11 protein-coding genes and 1 pseudogene are annotated in these 18,305 nt (G+C 71.3%); 8 read left to right on the plus strand and 4 right to left on the minus strand.

Translation table 11 applies throughout. From position 1 onward, the window contains the following. The first annotated feature begins 26 nt into the window (after nucleotides 1-26). On the plus strand, nucleotides 27-752 hold the full coding sequence (locus ACSU6Z_RS14785) for an IclR family transcriptional regulator (protein ID WP_437045962.1): 726 nt from the start codon (nucleotides 27-29) through the stop codon (nucleotides 750-752). Between the two features lie 99 nt (nucleotides 753-851). Continuing rightward, nucleotides 852-1,289 carry an SsgA family sporulation/cell division regulator gene (locus ACSU6Z_RS14790; protein ID WP_437050320.1) on the plus strand — a complete coding sequence of 146 codons (438 nt, stop codon included), beginning with the start codon at nucleotides 852-854 and terminating at the stop codon, nucleotides 1,287-1,289. Between the two features lie 51 nt (nucleotides 1,290-1,340). On the opposite strand, the gene ACSU6Z_RS14795 is transcribed toward ACSU6Z_RS14790, so the two are convergent. Continuing rightward, nucleotides 1,341-2,759 (minus strand): YibE/F family protein, encoded by a 1,419-nt coding sequence (locus tag ACSU6Z_RS14795; protein WP_437045964.1) that lies wholly within the window; start codon nucleotides 2,757-2,759, stop codon nucleotides 1,341-1,343. A gap of 253 nt (nucleotides 2,760-3,012) precedes the next feature. Between ACSU6Z_RS14795 and thiC the strand changes: the two genes are divergently transcribed. Next, the gene (thiC, locus tag ACSU6Z_RS14800) at nucleotides 3,013-4,806 is read left to right on the plus strand and encodes a phosphomethylpyrimidine synthase ThiC (protein WP_437045966.1); all 1,794 of its coding nucleotides are present in this window, start codon (nucleotides 3,013-3,015) and stop codon (nucleotides 4,804-4,806) included. 104 nt (nucleotides 4,807-4,910) lie between these two features. On the opposite strand, the pseudogene ACSU6Z_RS14805 reads toward thiC, so the two are convergent. The 3 genes and pseudogenes from ACSU6Z_RS14805 to ACSU6Z_RS14815 form a co-directional block, all read right to left on the minus strand. Further along, a pseudogene (locus ACSU6Z_RS14805) lies at nucleotides 4,911-5,876 on the minus strand (hypothetical protein). 168 nt (nucleotides 5,877-6,044) lie between these two features. Further along, nucleotides 6,045-7,136, minus strand: coding sequence for a metallophosphoesterase (locus ACSU6Z_RS14810; protein WP_437045967.1), 1,092 nt, complete (start codon nucleotides 7,134-7,136; stop codon nucleotides 6,045-6,047). Between the two features lie 293 nt (nucleotides 7,137-7,429). After that, complete coding sequence (locus ACSU6Z_RS14815) at nucleotides 7,430-8,542, minus strand: LacI family DNA-binding transcriptional regulator (RefSeq protein WP_437045969.1); 1,113 nt, start codon at nucleotides 8,540-8,542, stop codon at nucleotides 7,430-7,432. A gap of 452 nt (nucleotides 8,543-8,994) precedes the next feature. Here ACSU6Z_RS14815 and hisC point away from each other — a divergent pair, with 452 nt between their 5' ends. From hisC to ACSU6Z_RS14840, 5 genes are all read left to right on the plus strand, one after another. Then, entirely contained in the window at nucleotides 8,995-10,074 is a 1,080-nt protein-coding gene (gene hisC, locus ACSU6Z_RS14820) for a histidinol-phosphate transaminase (RefSeq protein WP_437045971.1), read from the plus strand. 643 nt (nucleotides 10,075-10,717) lie between these two features. Next, nucleotides 10,718-12,223: a cytochrome ubiquinol oxidase subunit I gene (locus ACSU6Z_RS14825; protein ID WP_437045973.1), complete on the plus strand. Its 1,506-nt coding sequence runs from the start codon at nucleotides 10,718-10,720 to the stop codon at nucleotides 12,221-12,223. A 20-nt stretch (nucleotides 12,224-12,243) separates the two neighbouring features. Further along, complete coding sequence (gene cydB, locus ACSU6Z_RS14830) at nucleotides 12,244-13,248, plus strand: cytochrome d ubiquinol oxidase subunit II (protein WP_437045974.1); 1,005 nt, start codon at nucleotides 12,244-12,246, stop codon at nucleotides 13,246-13,248. Nucleotides 13,249-13,324: 76 nt separating this feature from the next. Beyond that, entirely contained in the window at nucleotides 13,325-16,846 is a 3,522-nt protein-coding gene (gene cydD / locus ACSU6Z_RS14835; protein ID WP_437045975.1) for a thiol reductant ABC exporter subunit CydD, read from the plus strand. Nucleotides 16,847-17,254: 408 nt separating this feature from the next. Beyond that, a complete protein-coding gene (locus tag ACSU6Z_RS14840) occupies nucleotides 17,255-18,298 on the plus strand; it encodes a M23 family metallopeptidase (RefSeq protein ID WP_437045977.1) in 1,044 nt (347 codons plus the stop codon). The last annotated feature ends 7 nt before the right edge of the window (nucleotides 18,299-18,305 follow it).

An 18,305-nucleotide genomic window follows, 5' to 3' on the forward strand; every position in this document is an offset into this window, starting at 1 on the left:
CCTCCCCCGCCACCCTCATCGGGTCGGTGCAGCGCGCGATGCGCCTCCTGGAGCGCGCCGCCGAGCACGCGCACGGAGCCCCCGCCAAGCAGCTGGCCCGCGAGACCGGCATGGCGCTCCCCACGGCGTACCACCTGCTGCGCACCCTCGTCCACGAGGGTTATCTGCGCCGCGAGAACGGTCTCTTCTTCCTCGGTGAGGCGGCCGAGCGGCTCGCTGCCGGCGGAGCCCAGCAGAAACGTCGCAGCACCGTCGTCGACGCGCTCGCCTGCTGGCGCGACGCCATCGGCGTTCCCGTGTACTACGCGATGTACCGCGACGGTGAGATCCACATCATGTGCGTCTCCGACACCCCGGGGAACCCGGCGGTCGAGGAGTGGGCCGACTTCCGCGAGACCGGGCACGCGCACGCCATCGGGCAGTGCCTGCTCTCGCAGCTCGACGAGGAGGCCCGCCGCGACCACCTCGACCGCTACCCGGTCCAGCCGGTCACGCCGTACACGGTGTGCGACGGCCGCAGTCTGCTGAAACGTCTGGAACGCACGCGGCGGATGGAACCGGTCGTCGAACACCAGGAGTACGCGCTCGGGACGGTGTGCGCGGCGATCCCCATCACCCTGGGCACCACGGCGGCGACGATGGCCATCTCCCTGCCCGCGCAACACGCCGACCGGCTGCTGCCCGCCGTGCAGCAGCTCCAGCACGAGGTGGGGCGCCGCCTGGGGTCACTGGCCATCTCTATCAGTATCTGAAAACTCACTCCTTGTGATCTGGTGTGTACGTTCAGCAAGATGCCAGCAGTGTCAGAGGTTTGATTCCCGGCCAGTCGACGGCGAACGACGGGGTACATGATGCGCGAGTCCGTACAGGCAGAGGTCATGATGAGCTTTCTCGTGTCCGAGGAGCTTTCCTTCCGTATCCCGGTGGAGCTGCGCTACGAGTCCTGTGATCCCTATGCCGTGCGGCTGACGTTTCATCTGCCCGGAGACGCCCCGGTGACCTGGGCCTTCGGACGCGAGTTGCTGATCGACGGAGTGGGCCGCCCGTGCGGCGAGGGCGATGTGCGCATCACACCCGTGGAGCCGGAGGTGCTGGGCGAGGTGCTGATCAGGCTTCAGGTCGGCGGCGACCAGGCCCTGTTCCGTTCCTCGTCGGCACCGCTCGTGGCCTTCCTCGACCGCACCGACAAACTGGTACCGCTGGGGCAGGAGGGTGCGCTCGCCGACTTCGACGCCCACCTCGACGAGGCCCTCGACCGCATCCTGGCGGAGGAGCAGAGCGCCGGCTGAAGCGTTACGGCACCTCCGACGGCGGTGGCGTAACGCTTCGCCGGATCGGCGTCAGCGCTTGCGGCGCCGGCCTCGTCCTCCCCGAGCCGGGACGAGTCCGGCGCCCGGCGCCGCCGCTTCGTACCCGGGGCGGTCGGCCGATACGACCAGGGCCGCCAGGGCCGTGGTGACCGGCACCGACGCCACCAGGCCGATGGAACCGATCAGGGTGCGGACGATCTCCTCCGCGACGAGCTCACTGTTGGCGACCGTCCCCACGCTGCTCTGCGCGATCGAGAACAGCAGCAGCAGCGGCAGCGCCGCTCCCGCGTAGGCGAGGACGAGCGTGTTGACGACGGACGCGATGTGGTCCCGGCCGATGCGGATGCCCGCGCGGTACAGTCCGCGCCAGCCCATCGACGGGTTGGCCTCGTGCAGCTCCCACACCGCCGACGTCTGGGTGACCGTCACGTCGTCGAGGACGCCGAGCGAGCCGATGATGACTCCGGCCAGCAGCAGGCCGCTCATGTCGATGGACGGGTAGAGACCGTGGATCAGGCCGGTGTTGTCGTCCGTGTTGCCGGAGAGCGCGGCCCAGCCGATGAACAGCGACCCCAGGACACCGATCAGCAGCAGCGAGATCAGGGTGCCGAGTACCGCCACGGAGGTACGGGCCGACAGCCCGTGACACAGGTACAGGGCGATCAGCATGATGGCGCTCGACCCCACCACCGCCACGAGCAGCGGGTTCGAGCCCTGCAGGATCGCGGGCAGGATGAAGAAGTTCAGCACCAGGAAACTGATGGCCAGCGCGACCAGCGCCATGACGCCCCGCAGCCGCCCGACGACCACGACGGCGAGCGCGAAGATGCCGGCCAGCAGCGCCATCGGCATGCGCCGGTTGACGTCGGCGACCGAGTACTGCAGGTCCCTCGGCGCCGAGGGCTCGTAGGCGACCACGACCCCCTGGCCCTGGTGCAGTTGCCGTGACTGGTCGGGCTGCACGATCTCGGTGAACGTCCGGCCCTTGTCCTTGCCGGTGTCGACCCGGATCGTCGCCCTCTTGCAGGTCCCGTTCGCCTGCTGGACCGCGGAGGAACCCTCGGCGGTGGAGGTGTCACCGGTCGGGGGGACGCCCGAGGCGTTGACGTCCTTGCAGCTCACCTCGACCACCCGGGTGACCGTGGCCTGCTGCGTCTGGCGGTCGAAGCCGACGCCGGTGCGCTCGTGCGACGGGGCACCGCCCGGCCACAGCACCGCGAGCCCGACGACCACCGCGGCGGCGAACGGGATGAGGACCGCCGCGATGACCTTGCGCAGGTGCCGGGAGACCGGTGTCGCAGGACCGTGGCTGTGACTGTGTCCATGCCCATGCCCATGGCCGCCCCCGGATCCGGGGCCGCGTCCGCTTCCCCCACCGGGGCCGCTGCCGGCGCCGGTGCCGTGGGGGGGATCGGGTGGGGGAGAGGAGGGCTGCTGCGTCGTGGTCACCGACCGATCATCGCAAGAACCCGGGGGGCCCTCTGTTCACCGCGCCCGAAGGGACGCTAGCGTGGAGGCACCTTTGTACACGCGGGAGCTCGGAGCACCGGGCTGAGAGGGCGCTGACCTCCGTCCCAGCGACGTTTCACATGAAACGCCACCGAATTCGGGTGATGTTTCACACGGAACGCCGGCGGACGGACATCGCTGCGTCGACCGCCGAACCTGTTACCGGGTAATGCCGGCGTAGGGAGTAGGTCTCATGACCATCAAGGACACACGCACGCCTGTCTCCACGCAGAACTCCCCCGACGGGGAGCCCGAGGGAGCCGGGAAGTCCATCGGCTGGCACAAGGCGTACATCGAGGGCTCACGCCCCGACCTGCGGGTGCCGGTTCGGCAGGTGCACCTCACCAATGGGCAGTCCGTCACGCTGTACGACACATCGGGCCCGTACACCGATCCCCTCGTGGACACGGACGTCCGCAGGGGCCTGCCGCCGCTGCGGGAGAACTGGATCATCGCCCGCGGCGACACCGAGGAGTACACGGGCCGTCCCGTCCGTCCCGAGGACGACGGGATCAAGCACACGTCACCGCGTGGCGGCCTGCGCAACCTCGACGCGGTCTTCCCCGGACGCCCGCGCCAGCCGCGGCGCGGGCGGGACGGCCGGGCCGTGACACAACTCGCGTACGCGCGCCGGGGCGAGATCACGCCCGAGATGGAATACGTGGCCATCCGGGAGAACGTCTCGCCCGAGGTGGTCCGCGAGGAGATCGCCGCGGGGCGGGCGGTACTGCCCGCGAACGTCAACCACCCGGAGATCGAGCCGATGATCATCGGCAAGCGGTTCCTGGTGAAGGTCAACGCCAACATCGGCAACTCCGCCGTGACCTCCTCCATCGAGGAGGAGGTCGAGAAGATGACCTGGGCGACCCGCTGGGGCGCCGACACGGTCATGGACTTGTCCACCGGGCGCAACATCCACACCACGCGCGAGTGGGTGCTGCGCAACTCCCCCGTCCCCATCGGCACCGTGCCGCTCTACCAGGCCCTGGAGAAGGTCGACGGCAAGGCCGAGGAGCTGACCTGGGAGATCTACAAGGACACGGTCATCGAACAGGCCGAACAGGGCGTGGACTACATGACGGTCCACGCGGGCGTCCGCCTGGCGTACGTGCCGCTGACGGCGAACCGCAAGACCGGAATCGTCTCGCGCGGCGGTTCGATCATGGCGGCGTGGTGCCTGGCGCACCACAAGGAGTCGTTCCTGTACGAGAACTTCGAGGAGCTCTGCGAGATTCTCGCCGCCTACGACGTGACGTACTCCCTCGGCGACGGCCTCAGGCCGGGCTCGATCGCGGACGCCAACGACGAGGCGCAGTTCGCGGAGTTGCGGACGCTCGGGGAACTCAACCGGATCGCGAAGCGCTTCAACGTCCAGACCATGATCGAGGGCCCGGGACACGTCCCGATGCACAAGATCAAGGAGAACATCGACCTCCAGCAGGAGATCTGCGATGAGGCTCCGTTCTACACGCTCGGCCCGCTGACGACGGACATCGCCCCGGCGTACGACCACATCACCTCCGGCATCGGTGCCGCGATGATCGCCTGGTGGGGTACGGCCATGCTCTGTTACGTCACGCCGAAGGAGCACCTGGGCCTTCCCAACCGTGACGACGTCAAGACCGGCGTCATCACCTACAAGATCGCCGCTCACGCGGCCGACCTCGCCAAGGGGCACCCGGGAGCGCAGGAGTGGGACGACGCGTTGTCCGACGCCCGCTTCGAATTCCGGTGGGAGGACCAGTTCAACCTGGCCCTCGACCCGGACACGGCACGGGAGTTCCACGACGAGACGCTGCCGGCCGAGCCCGCCAAGACGGCCCATTTCTGCTCGATGTGCGGTCCGAAGTTCTGCAGCATGAAGATCTCGCAGGACATCCGCCGCCGGCACGGCGACAGCCAGGCCGAGATCGAGGAAGGCATGGCGCAAAAGGCGAAGGAGTTCGCGGCCGCGGGCAACCGCGTGTACCTGCCGATCGCGGACTGACCTCGCGTCACCGGCACGGCGCGGCGTGACGGGACGACGGGGGGCCGGTCATCCGGCGCCCCCGTCCTCCGCCACGTCCGCCCGGCAGGTCCTGCCCGACCAGGTCACCCCCGCGGACCACTGGGGCGGACCGGTGCCGGCCCCGTCGGCCATTCCGGCCGGCGGTCCGGCCCGCCGAGGTCCGGACCGGTGTGGTCCGGGTTCGTGAAGCCCGGACGCCCCCCCGCGGCCGGACGGCCCCCACAGCCGGACTGCCGCCGGGGCTGGTGAAACCGGGCCCGTCGTAGCCGAGGACCGGCATACGGCCGGCCGGCACGGGCGGTGCCGTACGTGGCGGCGCACCCGCCGCGTACGGATCGGCGCGGGCGTCGCGCAGGAGAACGGCAGGATGCCGCGCTCCACCGGGGCGTCATGCCAGGCGTCCCTGGCCTCGGTCACCGCCCGGCTCATCTCCCGGTACGGTCCCGTTTCGGTGCAGGGGCGGTTGCGCAGGGCGGTGACCAGCGGTCCGGCGGCGGCGAGGATCGCGACCGCGGCGACGGCACCGAAGACCCACCCGATGGTGATCATTGTCCGGGCGAAGGCCTGCCTCGGGTCGAGCGCGCGCGGGACGTACCCCACCAGCAGGGAGATCATTGCGGCGGTTCCGGCGAGCGCGGGCGCCAGCACCGTGACGACGGCGACGGCGCCCGCACCGGCAATCTCGGCGGCCTCCCCGTGGAAGCGGCGAATCCCTTCGTACGCGCTCCCGGGCCGGGGGAGCCGGATTCACGGGCGGACGGCGTGGGAACCGGCGTGGCCGAACGGCGGAGTTCCACGCGGACCTCGGCGTAGTGCCGGTACTCGGCCGCGGCTGCGGCCGTGATGGGTGCGGTGCCGCCGAGCGCCATCGTGCGCAGTTGTTCGAGGTCGTACCGCTGCCCGGCGACGGACGGTTCCAGACGGTGCCGTGCCGGGCGCAGCGCCTCGTCGAGGATCCGTTCGTATTCCTGCCGGTCCTCACTCGGCACCTGTCGCGGAACACTGTTCACGTGCGTCCCCCGACGCTCCGCAGGGCTTGGGCTCGGCATGCTGACGAGCTGTCGGGCGGAAACGGAGGGGAGCCTGCTGCGGATAAGCCGATGGTGGAGCGGTGACGGCACACGGTGACAGGGGATCTACGGAGAACGGGGACCGGCCCCATGGAAAATTCCGTGCCGGCCCGCGCCCATGCCGTCGGAAAAGCCGCTGGTGAACGGTCAGTCGTCGAGCGGGAGTTGCTGGACCAACAGCTTCCCGGCCATCGTCACGCCGCCGTCCATCGCGATGGCGAGTCCCCCGGCGTACACGTGCGGTCCCTCGACCACGGGGCCGGAGCCGTCCTCGCCGTCCTCGGAGCCGACCTCGCCCAGCAGGTAGGGAATGGGGCTGTGCCCGTGGACGATGCGGGTGCCGCCGTACGCGTCCAGCAGGGAGCGGACCGCGTCGGCGCCGCCCTCGTCGCGGAAGGAGAACCGCTTGGTGAACTTGCGGAACAGGTCCCACACCTCGTCCGCGTCGTTGCGGGTGAGCGTCTCGTGGACGGTGTCGTTGACCTCTTCGATGGAACGGCCGTAGTCGAGGTAGGCGGTGGTGTCGGAGTGGACCAGCAGGTGGCCGTCGACCTCTTCCAGGGCGTCGAGGCGGGCCATCCACTGCAGGTGGTGGTCCTGGAGGCGGTCCATGTCGGTCTTCTGGCCGCCGTTGAGCAGCCAGGCCGCCTGGAAGGTGGCGGTGCCCGCGCCGGAGTTGACGGGCGTGTCGCCGAACCGCTTGGCGCCCAGGAGCAGCAGCTCGTGGTTGCCCATGAGCGCCTTGCAGTAGCCGCCGGCCGCGGCGGCCTCGGCGGACAGCCGCATGACGAGGTCGATGACGCCGATGCCGTCCGGGCCGCGGTCGGTGAAGTCGCCGAGGAACCACAGCCGGGCGGTGCCGGCGCACCAGTGCCCGGCGGCGTCGATGAGGCCCTTGTCCTGCAGGGCGGCCACCAGCTCGTCGAGATAACCGTGCACGTCGCCGACGACGTACAGCGGACCGGGGCCCGCCGCGGGCTGCGGGGCCGGGGCGGAAGCGGGATCGACGGCCGCCTGCAGCGTGTCGGCGGGGTCGATCACCGGCAGGTCGAGCTCGGTGGGTGTGTATCCGTCGGGGTGGGGCCCCTCGGGGGGCGCAACGGCGTCGCCCGGGTGCGCGCCGTGGAGGTACGGAGCGGTCTCGTGGACGTACGCGGGCACGCGGAAGTCGCGCAACGTCGCCGTCCGCTCCACCTCGGGTCCCTGACCGGCCCCCTGAGTCATCGACCCCTCCACCATCGCGCCGCATCTGCACCGCTTCGGACTGCCTGGTCGCAGCGGCCCGCGGTGTCGTGGGCCCATCATAGGAATGCGGGTCGCGCCATGTGATGACCCCGGGGTGGTGAATCGGAGCAAGAGTCCGTTTCGCTGCGGCTTTTGCCCCGATTGGGGTGGTCTTCGGCTGTCCCGCGATCGCCCGCGTCCCGTTCCTCGTCCCTGCGTGCCGTGTCTTCCGCGCCCGTCGGCCGGGCGCCGTTCGCGCCGCCGCGCGGAGGGGGCTCGAGGCCGTTCCGCGCGTCTCGTGGCGTCCCTCACTTCCCCTCGGACGACCGGGGCGGGCTGACCGTCGTGCGCGGCGCGCGCCGCTGCGACGACGCGCGCACGATCAGTTCGGTCGGTATGACCTGCTCGACCGGCCGCTCCGTGTGGACGCCCTCGATGGCGTCGATGAGCAGCTGCACCGCCGCCGTGCCGATGCGGCGCGGCTTCAGCGACAGGGTCGTGACGGGCGGCTCGGTGTTGGCGTACACCGTGGACTCGCTGCAGCAGACCAGCAGCAGGTCGTCGGGGACGCGCAGGCCGTAGCGGCGGGCGGCGGCGAGCAGATCGGTGCCGTTGGGGTCGAACAGGCCGTAGACGGCGTCGGGGCGGTCGGGGCGGGCGAGCAGCCGGTCGGCGGCGACGGCGCCCGCGCAGGGGTCGTGCGCCGGATAGGACTCGTAGACGGGGTCCTGGCCGACGCGCTCGCACCAGCGCAGGTACGCGGTGGTCGACAGGTGGGTGTACGTGTCGGTCGTGGTGCCGGTGAGGAGGCCGATGCGGCGGGCGCCGGCGGCGGCCAGGTGGTCGAGGATGTCGAGGACGGCGGCCTCGTGGTCGTTGTCGACCCAGGCGGTGACCGGGAGGGAGCCCGCCGGACGGCCGTCGGAGACGACCGGTAGGCCCTGGCGGACCAGCTCGCTGACGACCGGGTCCTGGTCGGAGGGGTCGATGACGACCGTGCCGTCCAGGGCGACGTTGGACCAGACGTCGTGGCGGGAGGTCGCGGGCAGGATGACGAGCGCATAGCCGCGGGCGAGCGCGGCGGAGGTGGCGGCGCGCGCCATCTCGGCGAAGTAGGCGAATTCGGTGAAGGTGAAAGGTTCATCCCCGTACGTCGTGACGGTCAGGCCGATGAGGCCCGACTTGCCCGTGCGGAGCGTGCGGGCGGCGGCCGAGGGGCGGTAGCCCAGCCGGTCGGCGACCTCGCGGACATGGCGGCGGGTGGCGTCCGGGAGCCGGCCCTTGCCGTTGAGGGCGTCGGAGACGGTCGTGATGGAGACTCCGGCGGCGGCAGCCACATCTCTGATGCCTGCCCGGCCCGGCCGGCTGCCTCGGCGTGAGGTTTCCGCGCGGCTCACCTGGTGCTTCCCTGCTGCTGTCATGGCGAGCCGATAGTAGGGCTCATGCGACAGGGGAGGGTGGACGCATATGCGCGTATTGGCAGATACGTTTTTGCATGATCAAAAGAGGTTGACTGCCTTTGAGTGAAAGCCAGTTGTCCGTCTGCATATCAATACGTGACGTATCACCGTGCGTAGACCTGGTAAGTCACTGATGGTGTGATGAGGCCCCAACTCACCTTCACGGGGGATGCGCGCCACGGCGCGAGCTACCGGCGCATGGATGTATGTGTAGCGCGCCCCCAGGCCGTGCTCCCCCGCCGTGAGCCACCGTGCGCGGACATTCCTGATGCCGAGGTGACGTAAGGGACTGAGGGGAGTCGCCGGTATGTCCGCGGAAGCCGCCGGCGGACCGCGCACCTGTACGCACCGGCCCTGAATCCTCATAGGGTGAGGAGCATTCGATGCCGGCGGTGGTCACGAGGAGGACTGCGGTGAGCGAGACGAACCCGAAGCTGCGCGCGGAGCTGGAGGGCATCCCCACCTACAAGCCGGGCAAGCCCGCCGCGGCCGGCGGTCCGGTGGCCTACAAGCTGTCCTCCAACGAGAACCCCTACCCGCCGCTGCCCGGCGTGATGGAGACCGTGACGGCCGCGGCCTGCTCCTTCAACCGCTACCCCGACATGGCCTGTACGGGTCTGATGGAAGAGCTTTCCGAGCGGTTCGGGGTCCCCGTCTCCCACCTGGCCACCGGCACCGGCTCGGTCGGTGTGGCGCAGCAGCTGATCCAGGCGACGTCCGGACCCGGGGACGAGGTGATCTACGCCTGGCGGTCCTTCGAGGCGTACCCGATCATCACGCAGATCAGCGGTGCGCGGTCGGTGCGGGTGCCGCTGACGCCGGGAGACGTGCACGATCTGGACGCCATGGCGGACGCCGTCACCGACCGCACCCGGCTGATCTTCGTCTGCAACCCGAACAACCCGACGGGCACGGTGGTGCGGCGGGTCGAGCTGGAGCGGTTCCTCGACCGGGTGCCCGGCGATGTACTGGTGGTGCTCGACGAGGCCTACCGCGAGTTCATCCGCGATCCCGAGGTGCCCGACGGTGTCGAGCTCTACCGTGAGCGCCCCAACGTCTGCGTCCTGCGGACCTTCTCCAAGGCCTACGGTCTGGCCGGGCTGCGGGTCGGCTTCGCGATCGCCCACGAGCCGGTGGCGGCGGCGCTGCGCAAGACGGCGGTGCCGTTCGGGGTGAGCCAGCTCGCACAGGAGGCGGCGATCGCCTCCCTGCGGGCCGAGGACGAGCTGCTGGGCCGGGTCGGTTCGCTGGTGTGCGAGCGCATACGCGTGGTCGACGCGTTGCGCGGCCAGGGCTGGACGGTGCCGGAGACCCAGGCGAACTTCGTGTGGCTGCGGCTGGGGGAGCGCACGGTGGCGTTCGCGGAGGCCTGCGAGCGGGCCGGTGTGGTCGTCCGGCCGTTCTCCGGCGAGGGGGTGCGGGTCACGGTCGGGGAGACCGAGGCGAACGACATCTTCCTGAAGGTGGCGGAGGAGTTCCGCAAGGAGGCGTAGCCGTCGGCGGCCGGCGGATCAGGCGCCGGCAGCTTCCACGCGTACCGGGTCGCCGTCGCGGGTCCTCGCCGGTGGTGGGGATCGTCGTCGAGGCGGCCCAGTACGCTGCGCGGATTCGCGAGGTGGCATCGGTCACCTCATGGGATCGGCGTGGACCCGTGGGGCCAGCGCGTCGCCGTCGGTCCGGAAGGCGACCATGCCCCGCCCGACGATCTACCGGTGTCCGTTTCACGTGAAACCGGCATCCTCGTGCCGAAACAGACCTCCTCGCCCCAGGTGCGGGCGGTGAAGGCGAGCGGCAATGTCCTGCGGAGGACCCGCGTCGCCGGAGTATCGTCGAGGGCGCGGTGAGGTGTCCCGCGGTCCATGAGATCCCTGCGCGCCTCTACTGTCCCCGCGGGGCCGCGCGCCTGTGAGAGGCCGTGCAGCGCTGTGTCTCCATGCGGCGAATTCAACAAGGCGTTGAATTTTCTGCCGAGGGATTGACATCACACAGGACCCCCCTTCCGGTGCCGAAAAGCGGTACGTCATAATTGCTTGTGAATGTGAACGCGTTCACAAGCGTGTCTGGTAGCTCCCGGGATGGGTGTGACATACACGCGCAAACTGCCGCTGACCACGGCGATGTAAGGAGAGCGACGACGTGGACATGGCCTTGGCGCCGGAGACCCTGGCGCGCTGGCAGTTCGGTATCACCACCGTCTACCACTTCCTCTTCGTCCCCCTGACGATCTCCCTGGCCGCCCTGACGGCCGGGCTGCAGACCGCGTGGGTGCGGACGGAGAAGGAGAAGTACCTCAGAGCGACCAAGTTCTGGGGCAAGCTGTTCCTGATCAACATCGCCATGGGTGTGGTCACGGGCATCGTGCAGGAGTTCCAGTTCGGAATGAACTGGTCGGACTACTCCCGTTTCGTCGGTGACGTCTTCGGCGCGCCGCTCGCCTTCGAAGCGCTGATCGCCTTCTTCTTCGAGTCCACCTTCATCGGGCTGTGGATCTTCGGCTGGGACAAGTTGCCCAAGAAGATCCACCTGGCCTGCATCTGGATGGTGTCGATCGGCACGCTGCTGTCGGCGTACTTCATCCTCGCGGCCAACTCGTGGATGCAGCACCCGGTGGGCTACCGGATCAACGAGGAGAAGGGACGGGCCGAGCTCACCGACTTCTGGGCCGTCCTCACTCAGAACACCACGCTCAACCAGGTCTTCCACAGCTTCTCGGCGGCCTTCCTCACGGGTGGCGCGTTCATGGTCGGCATCGCCGCCTTCCACTTGATGCGCAAGAAGCACATCCCGGTGATGCGGACCTCGCTCCGCCTCGGGCTGGTCACCCTGGCGATCGGCGGCCTGCTCACCGCGATCAGCGGTGACACCCTCGGCAAGGTCATGTACGAGCAGCAGCCGATGAAGATGGCCGCCGCCGAGGCGCTGTGGGACGGCGAGGCGCCGGCGCCCTTCTCCGTGTTCGCCTACGGGGACGTCGACGAGGGGCACAACAAGGTCACCCTGGAGATCCCCGGGCTGCTGTCCTTCCTCGCCCACAGCGACTTCGAGTCGTACGTGCCGGGCATCAACGACACCAACGAGGCCCTGCAGAAGCAGTTCGGGCCCGGTGACTACAAGCCCATCGTCCCCGTCGCCTACTGGGGCTTCCGCTGGATGATCGGTTTCGGCATGGCGTCCTTCTCCCTCGGTCTGCTGGGGCTGTGGCTCACGCGGAAGAAGTTCCTGCTGCCGGCCGCCTGGCGGACCGGGGAGGAAGAGGTGCCGCGTCTGGTGCTGCTGAGGAAGCCGCTCGGATCGAAGCTCACCCGGCTGTACTGGCTGCTGGCGCTGTGGACGATGGGCTTCCCGCTGATCGCCAACTCCTGGGGCTGGATCTTCACCGAGATGGGCCGCCAGCCGTGGGTCGTCTACGGCCTGTTCCAGACCCGCGACGCGGTCTCCCCCGGTGTGTCCCAGGCCGAGGTCATCACCTCGCTGATCGCCTTCACCGCGCTGTACGCGATTCTCGCCGTGATCGAGGTCAAGCTGCTGGTCAAGTACGTCAAGGCCGGCCCGCCCGAGCTCACCGAGACCGACCTCAACCCGCCCGCGAAGATCGGCGGCGACGCCCGTGACGCCGACAAGCCGATGGCCTTCTCGTACTAGGCCGAGGGAGCTGCACAGTCATGGAACTGCACGACGTATGGTTCGTCCTGATCGCCGTCCTGTGGATCGGCTACTTCTTCCTGGAGGGTTTCGACTTCGGGGTCGGCGTCCTCACCAAGCTCCTCGCTCGCAACCGGCCCGAGAAGCGGGTGCTGATCAACACCATCGGCCCCGTGTGGGACGGCAACGAGGTCTGGCTGATCACGGCGGGCGGTGCGACCTTCGCCGCCTTTCCCGAGTGGTACGCCACCCTCTTCTCCGGCTTCTACCTGCCCCTGCTGGTCATCCTGCTCTGCCTGATCGTCCGGGGTGTCGCCTTCGAGTACCGGGTGAAGCGGCCGGAGGAGAACTGGCAGCGCAACTGGGAGACCGCGATCTTCTGGACCTCGCTGATCCCGGCGTTCCTGTGGGGCGTGGCCTTCGGCAACATCGTCCGGGGCGTGAAGATCGACCGGGATCTGGAGTACGTGGGCGGCCTGGGGGACCTGTTCAACCCGTACGCGCTGCTCGGCGGCCTGGTGACGCTGACGTTGTTCACCTTCCACGGAGCGGTGTTCACGGCACTCAAGACCGTCGGGGAGATCCGGGAGCGGGCGCGGGCGCTGGCGCTGCGCGTCGGCCTGGTCACGGCCGTCCTGGCGGCGCTGTTCCTGCTGTGGACGCAGTTCGACAGCGGTGACGGCAAGAGCCTGGTCGCGCTGGTGGTGGCCGTCGCCGCGCTGGTCGTGGCGCTGGTGGCGAACCAGGCCGGCCGGGAGGGATGGGCGTTCGCCCTCTCCGGTGTCACGATCGTGGCCACCGTGGCGATGTTCTTCCTGACGCTCTTCCCGAACGTCATGCCGTCCACGCTGGACGCGGACTGGAACCTCACCGTCACCAACGCCTCGTCCAGCCCCTACACCTTGAAGATCATGACCTGGCTCGCGGCGGTCGCCATGCCGCTGGTCCTGCTCTACCAGGGATGGACGTACTGGGTCTTCCGCAAGCGCATCGGCACCCAGCATCTCGCCGAAGCCGCACACTGAGTCCGTCACGGGGCGCGTTTCACCGGTTCGCCGTTTCACGTGAAACGCGCCCCAAGGGCCGAAGGGCTTGTTTCACGTGAAACCCATCGATCCGCGCCTGCTGCACCACGCCCGCGCCACCCGTCTCTTCCTGATCGCGATCGTCGCTCTGGGCGCTGTGGGCGCCGGGCTGGTCGTCGCCCAGGCCATGCTCATCGCCGAGGTGGTGGTGGGCGCCTTCCAGCACGGTCTGCCGGTGGCCGGGCTGCGCACGCCCCTGCTGCTGTTGGTGGCCGTCGCCTGCGGCCGGGCGCTGGTCGGATGGCTCACCGAGCTGGCCGCGCACCGGGCGAGCGCGGCGGTGAAGTCGGAGCTGCGGGGCCGGCTGCTGGAGCGGGCGACCGCGCTCGGTCCCGGTTGGCTGAGCGGGCAGCGGACCGGATCGCTGGTCGCCCTCGCCACTCGCGGCATCGACGCGCTCGACGACTACTTCTCCCGCTATCTGCCGCAGCTCGGGCTCGCGGTGGTCGTACCGGTGGCGGTACTGGCCCGGATCGTCACCGAGGACTGGGTGTCGGCGGCCATCATCGTCGGCACCCTTCCCCTCATCCCTGTCTTCATGGTGCTGATCGGCTGGGCCACGCAGTCCCGGATGGACCGGCAGTGGCGGCTGCTGTCCCGGCTGTCCGGGCACTTCCTGGACGTGGTGGCCGGGCTGCCGACGCTGAAGGTGTTCGGGCGGGCGAAGGCACAGGCCGAGTCGATCAAGCGGATCACCGGCGAGTACCGGCAGGCGACCCTGCGGACGCTGCGGATCGCCTTCCTGTCGTCCTTCGCGCTGGAACTGCTCGCCACGCTGTCGGTGGCGCTGGTGGCCGTGACGATCGGCATGCGCCTGGTCCACGGCGAGATGGACCTGTACGTCGGCCTGGTGATCCTCGTCCTCGCCCCCGAGGCGTACCTGCCGCTGCGACAGGTCGGGGCGCAGTACCACGCGGCGGCCGAGGGGCTCGCGGCGGCCGAGGAGATCTTCTCCGTACTGGAGACCCCCGTACCGGAGAGCGGCACCGGACCGGTGCCGGCGGACGGCACCCTCTCCTTCGAGGGGGTGACCGTCCGCTATCCGGGGCGGGCCGCGGACGCCGTGTCGGAGGTGACCTTCACCGTCGAGCCCGGGGAGACGGTGGCGCTCGTCGGGCCGAGCGGGGCGGGCAAGTCGACGTTGCTCGACGTCCTGCTGGGATTCGTGCGGCCGACGGCGGGCCGGGTGCGGATCGGGGGAGCCGACCTGGCCGGGCTGGACCCGGCGCAGTGGCACGCCCGGGTGGCGTGGGTGCCGCAGCGGCCCCATCTGCACGCCGGGACCGTCGCCGAGAACGTACGGCTGGCCCGGCCCGACGCCGACGACGCCGCCGTACGCCGGGCGCTGCGGGACGCCGGGGCGCTCACCTTCGTGGAGGCACTGCCCGAGGGGACGGACACCGTGCTCGGCGAGGACGGGGCCGGGCTGTCGGCCGGGCAGCGGCAGCGGCTGGCGCTGGCCCGCGCGTTCCTCGCGGACCGGCCGGTGCTGTTGCTGGACGAACCGACGGCCGCTCTGGACGGGGCGACCGAGGCGGAGGTCGTGGCGGCGGTGCGGCGGCTCGCGCGGGGACGGACGGTGCTGCTGGTGGTGCACCGGCCGGCGCTGCTGGAGGCGGCGGACCGGGTGGTGCGGCTGACGGAGCCCGCGGTCGCCGCCGGCCCGCGCCCGGCCTCCCCGGTGCCGGTCCCCCGCCCGATCGAGGTGCCGTCCGGCGCCCGCGACGGGGAGCACACCACCGTCCCGGGCACGGAGCGGACCGGTGACGTGACCGCCGCGACGCCGGCGCGCGGTGGCGTCCTCGCCCGGGTCCGGGCGATGTCCGCCGCGCGGCGCGGACGGCTCGGGCTCGCGCTGCTGCTCGGCAGTCTCGCGCTCGGCAGTGCCGTCGGCCTCATGGCCACCTCCGGCTGGCTCATCTCCCGGGCCTCGCAGCAGCCGCCCGTGCTGTACCTGATGGTGGCCGTGACGGCGACGCGCGCCTTCGGGATCGGGCGGGCCGTCTTCCGGTACGGCGAGCGGCTCGTGTCGCACGACGCGGTGCTGCGGATGCTGGCCGACACCCGGGTCGCCGTCTACCGGCGGCTGGAGCGGCTCGCACCCGCGGGGCTGCGGCGCAGCCGCCGGGGTGATCTGCTGGCACGGCTCGTCAGCGACGTGGACGCGCTGCAGGACTACTGGCTGCGCTGGCTGCTGCCGGCCGGCGCCGCGGTGGCCGTGTCCGCCGTGTCCGTCGGTTTCACGGCCTGGCTGCTGCCGGAGGCCGGCGCGGTCCTCGCGGCCGGACTGCTGGCGGCCGGGGCGGGCGTCCCGCTGATCACCGGTGCCGTGGCACGGCGGGCCGAGCGCAGGCTGGCCCCCGCCCGCGGCGTCCTGGCGACCCGGGTGGCCGACCTGCTCACCGGCACCGCCGAGCTGACCGTCGCCGGTGCCCTGCCCGGACGTACCGACGCGGCGCGGCGGGCGGACGGCACCCTCACCCGGATCGCCTCACGCGCCGCGACCGCCACCGCGCTGGGAAGCGGGCTGACCGCCCTCGTGTCCGGGCTCACCGTCGCCGCCGCCGCCCTGGTCGCGGTGCGGGCGGTGGCCGACGGCAGGCTCGACGGCCTGCTCGCGGCGGTGGTCGTCCTGACGCCGCTCGCCGCCTTCGAGGCCGTCCTCGGGCTGCCGCTCGCCGTGCAGTTCCGGCAGCGGGTGATCAGGAGCGCCGAGCGTGTGTACGACGTGCTGGACGCGCCCGAGCCGGTACAGGAGCCGCAGCGGCCCCGGCGGGCACCCGACACGCCGTTCCCGGTCGTGGTCGAGGGCCTGTCGGCCCGCCACCCGGGGCAGGACCGCGACGCCCTCACCGGGATCGACCTGACGCTGTCGGAGGGGCGCCGGATCGCCGTCGTCGGGCCGTCCGGGTCGGGCAAGACGACCCTGGCGCAGGTGCTGCTGCGGTTCCTGGACGCGGACGCGGGTTCCTACACGCTGGGCGGGGCCAACGCCCGGGCGCTGGACGGGGACGAGGTGCGGCGGTTCGTCGGGCTGTGCGCCCAGGACGCGCACCTCTTCGACAGCTCGGTGCGCGAGAACCTCCTGCTGGCCCGGCGGGACGCCACCGACGCCGACCTGCGGGACGCCCTGGCGCGGGCCCGGCTGCTGGAGTGGGCCGACGGCCTGCCCGACGGCCTCGACACGCTGGTCGGCGAGTACGGGGCGCGGCTGTCCGGCGGCCAGCGGCAGCGGCTGGCGCTGGCCCGGGCGCTGCTCGCCGACTTCCCCGTCCTGGTGCTGGACGAGCCCGCCGAGCACCTCGACCTGCCGACCGCCGACGCGCTCACCGCGGATCTGCTGGCCGCCACCGAGGGCCGTACGACGTTGCTGATCACGCACCGGCTGGCGGGCCTGGCGGCGGTGGACGAGGTGGTCGTCCTGGACGAGGGCCGTGTCGTGCAGCGGGGGACGTTCGACGAGCTGGCCGCCGTCGAGGGACCGCTGCGGGCGATGATCGAGCGGGAGGCGGCGGAGCCGCTGGTGGGGGCGCGGTGAGACGGCGGGGCGCTCCGCCGCCGCGGCCGTGTCCCCGCGGGGCGGCGGGCCGGGGGTCCGGCTGACCGTCGCCTTGCGGGGCGGCTGACCGTCGCCGGCGTCCCCGTGGGCGGACGGCGCGGCGGGACGGGGGACCTCCGGTGCCGCGTCGAGTCCCCGGGCGGCTCCGGCCGGCACGGGCCGGGTCTCGGGGAGAACGGCGGGAGACCACGCTGGTGGTGGGGAACGCCGTACCGAGGACGTCGGCCGCCCGGGCCCGAGGCCCGCGGGGGCGCTTTCCCGGCCGGCTGACGCCGGTGCGGCGACGCCCGTGCGCAGTAGCCGTACTGAGCCGTGTGCAGCAACGGGTCCCCCGGCCGTACGAGCCGGACAGGGCCGCACACCGCCGCGCGGGACACGATCGCTGACATGTGCTCACCTCGCCGCCCCCGGCTGCTCGTTCCGGCACTGCTGTGCGCGCTCGCCGTGCTCGTGGTCCGGCCCACCGACGCCACGGACGCCCCCTCCGGTCCGGGTGCGCGGCTGGGCACGGAGGCGACGCGGCTGTACGAAAGGGCCGCCACGGCGACCCGGCAGTACGAGGCCGGGCGGCGTGCGGACGAGGAGGAACGGGAGAGGGTCCGGCGGATCGGGGAACTGCTCGACCGGCAGCGCCGGAAGATCGAGGCCATGAACGAGGACCTGGGCCGCATCACGCGTGAGCGGTACCGCGGCGGCGGGCTACCGGTGGCCACTCATCGGCTCGACGGGACCGCCGGCGAACTGATGAGGGGTCACCGGGAGCTCCGGCGGGCGGAACTGGCCATCAACCACGCCATCGAGAACAGCCGGCGGGCCGGGGACCGCCTCACCGCCGACGAGGCGAGGGCCGCGGCGGCCTGGCAGCCGCTGGAGCGGGGCAACACCGAACTCGCGGTCCTGAAGCAGGACATCGAGCGCACCCTCGAAACGGCACGGGGAAGGCCGCAGGGGCGGGCGGACGCGTCGGCGGCCGCCGGTTCGTGCCCCGCAGCCGTGCGGCTGTACCAGCCGGAGGCGCGCTTCACGCGCGCGTGGGTGGCGCCGGTGGAGACGTACGGGCTGTCCGCGTCCTTCGGCAGCGGCGGGAAGCGGTGGGCACACCGGCACACGGGGCAGGACTTCGCGGTTCCGGTGGGCACACCGGTGCGGGCGGTGGGCGCGGGCCGGGTGGTGCGGGTGTCGTGCGCGGGCGCGTTCGGCATGCAGGTCGTCCTGCAGCACGCGGACGGATACTGCACGCAGTACGCCCATCTCTCCGCCATCGCCGTCGAGCAGGGGGACCGCGTCGGTGCCGGCCAGTGGATCGGCCGGTCGGGCAGCACCGGCAACTCCTCCGGGCCGCACCTGCATTTCGAGGTGCGGGCCACCCCGTCGACGGGCTCGGCGCTGGATCCGGTGCCGTGGCTGGAGCGGCGGGGTGTGACGTGGTGACGCGAGG

The sequence above is a fragment of the Streptomyces sp. enrichment culture genome, from assembly GCF_964273145.1.
Classification (GTDB): Bacteria; Actinomycetota; Actinomycetes; order Streptomycetales; family Streptomycetaceae; genus Streptomyces.

What these genes read in the sequence shown, in the direction of transcription:
- ACSU6Z_RS14790 (WP_437050320.1), top strand. Translation starts at nt 852, where the DNA reads ATGCGCGAGTCCGTACAGGCAGAGGTCATGATGAGCTTTCTCGTGTCC.
- thiC (WP_437045966.1), top strand. Translation starts at nt 3,013, where the DNA reads ATGACCATCAAGGACACACGCACGCCTGTCTCCACGCAGAACTCCCCC.
- ACSU6Z_RS14810 (WP_437045967.1), bottom strand. Translation starts at nt 7,136, where the DNA reads ATGGTGGAGGGGTCGATGACTCAGGGGGCCGGTCAGGGACCCGAGGTG.
- ACSU6Z_RS14815 (WP_437045969.1), bottom strand. Translation starts at nt 8,542, where the DNA reads ATGACAGCAGCAGGGAAGCACCAGGTGAGCCGCGCGGAAACCTCACGC.
- cydB (WP_437045974.1), top strand. Translation starts at nt 12,244, where the DNA reads ATGGAACTGCACGACGTATGGTTCGTCCTGATCGCCGTCCTGTGGATC.
- ACSU6Z_RS14840 (WP_437045977.1), top strand. Translation starts at nt 17,255, where the DNA reads ATGTGCTCACCTCGCCGCCCCCGGCTGCTCGTTCCGGCACTGCTGTGC.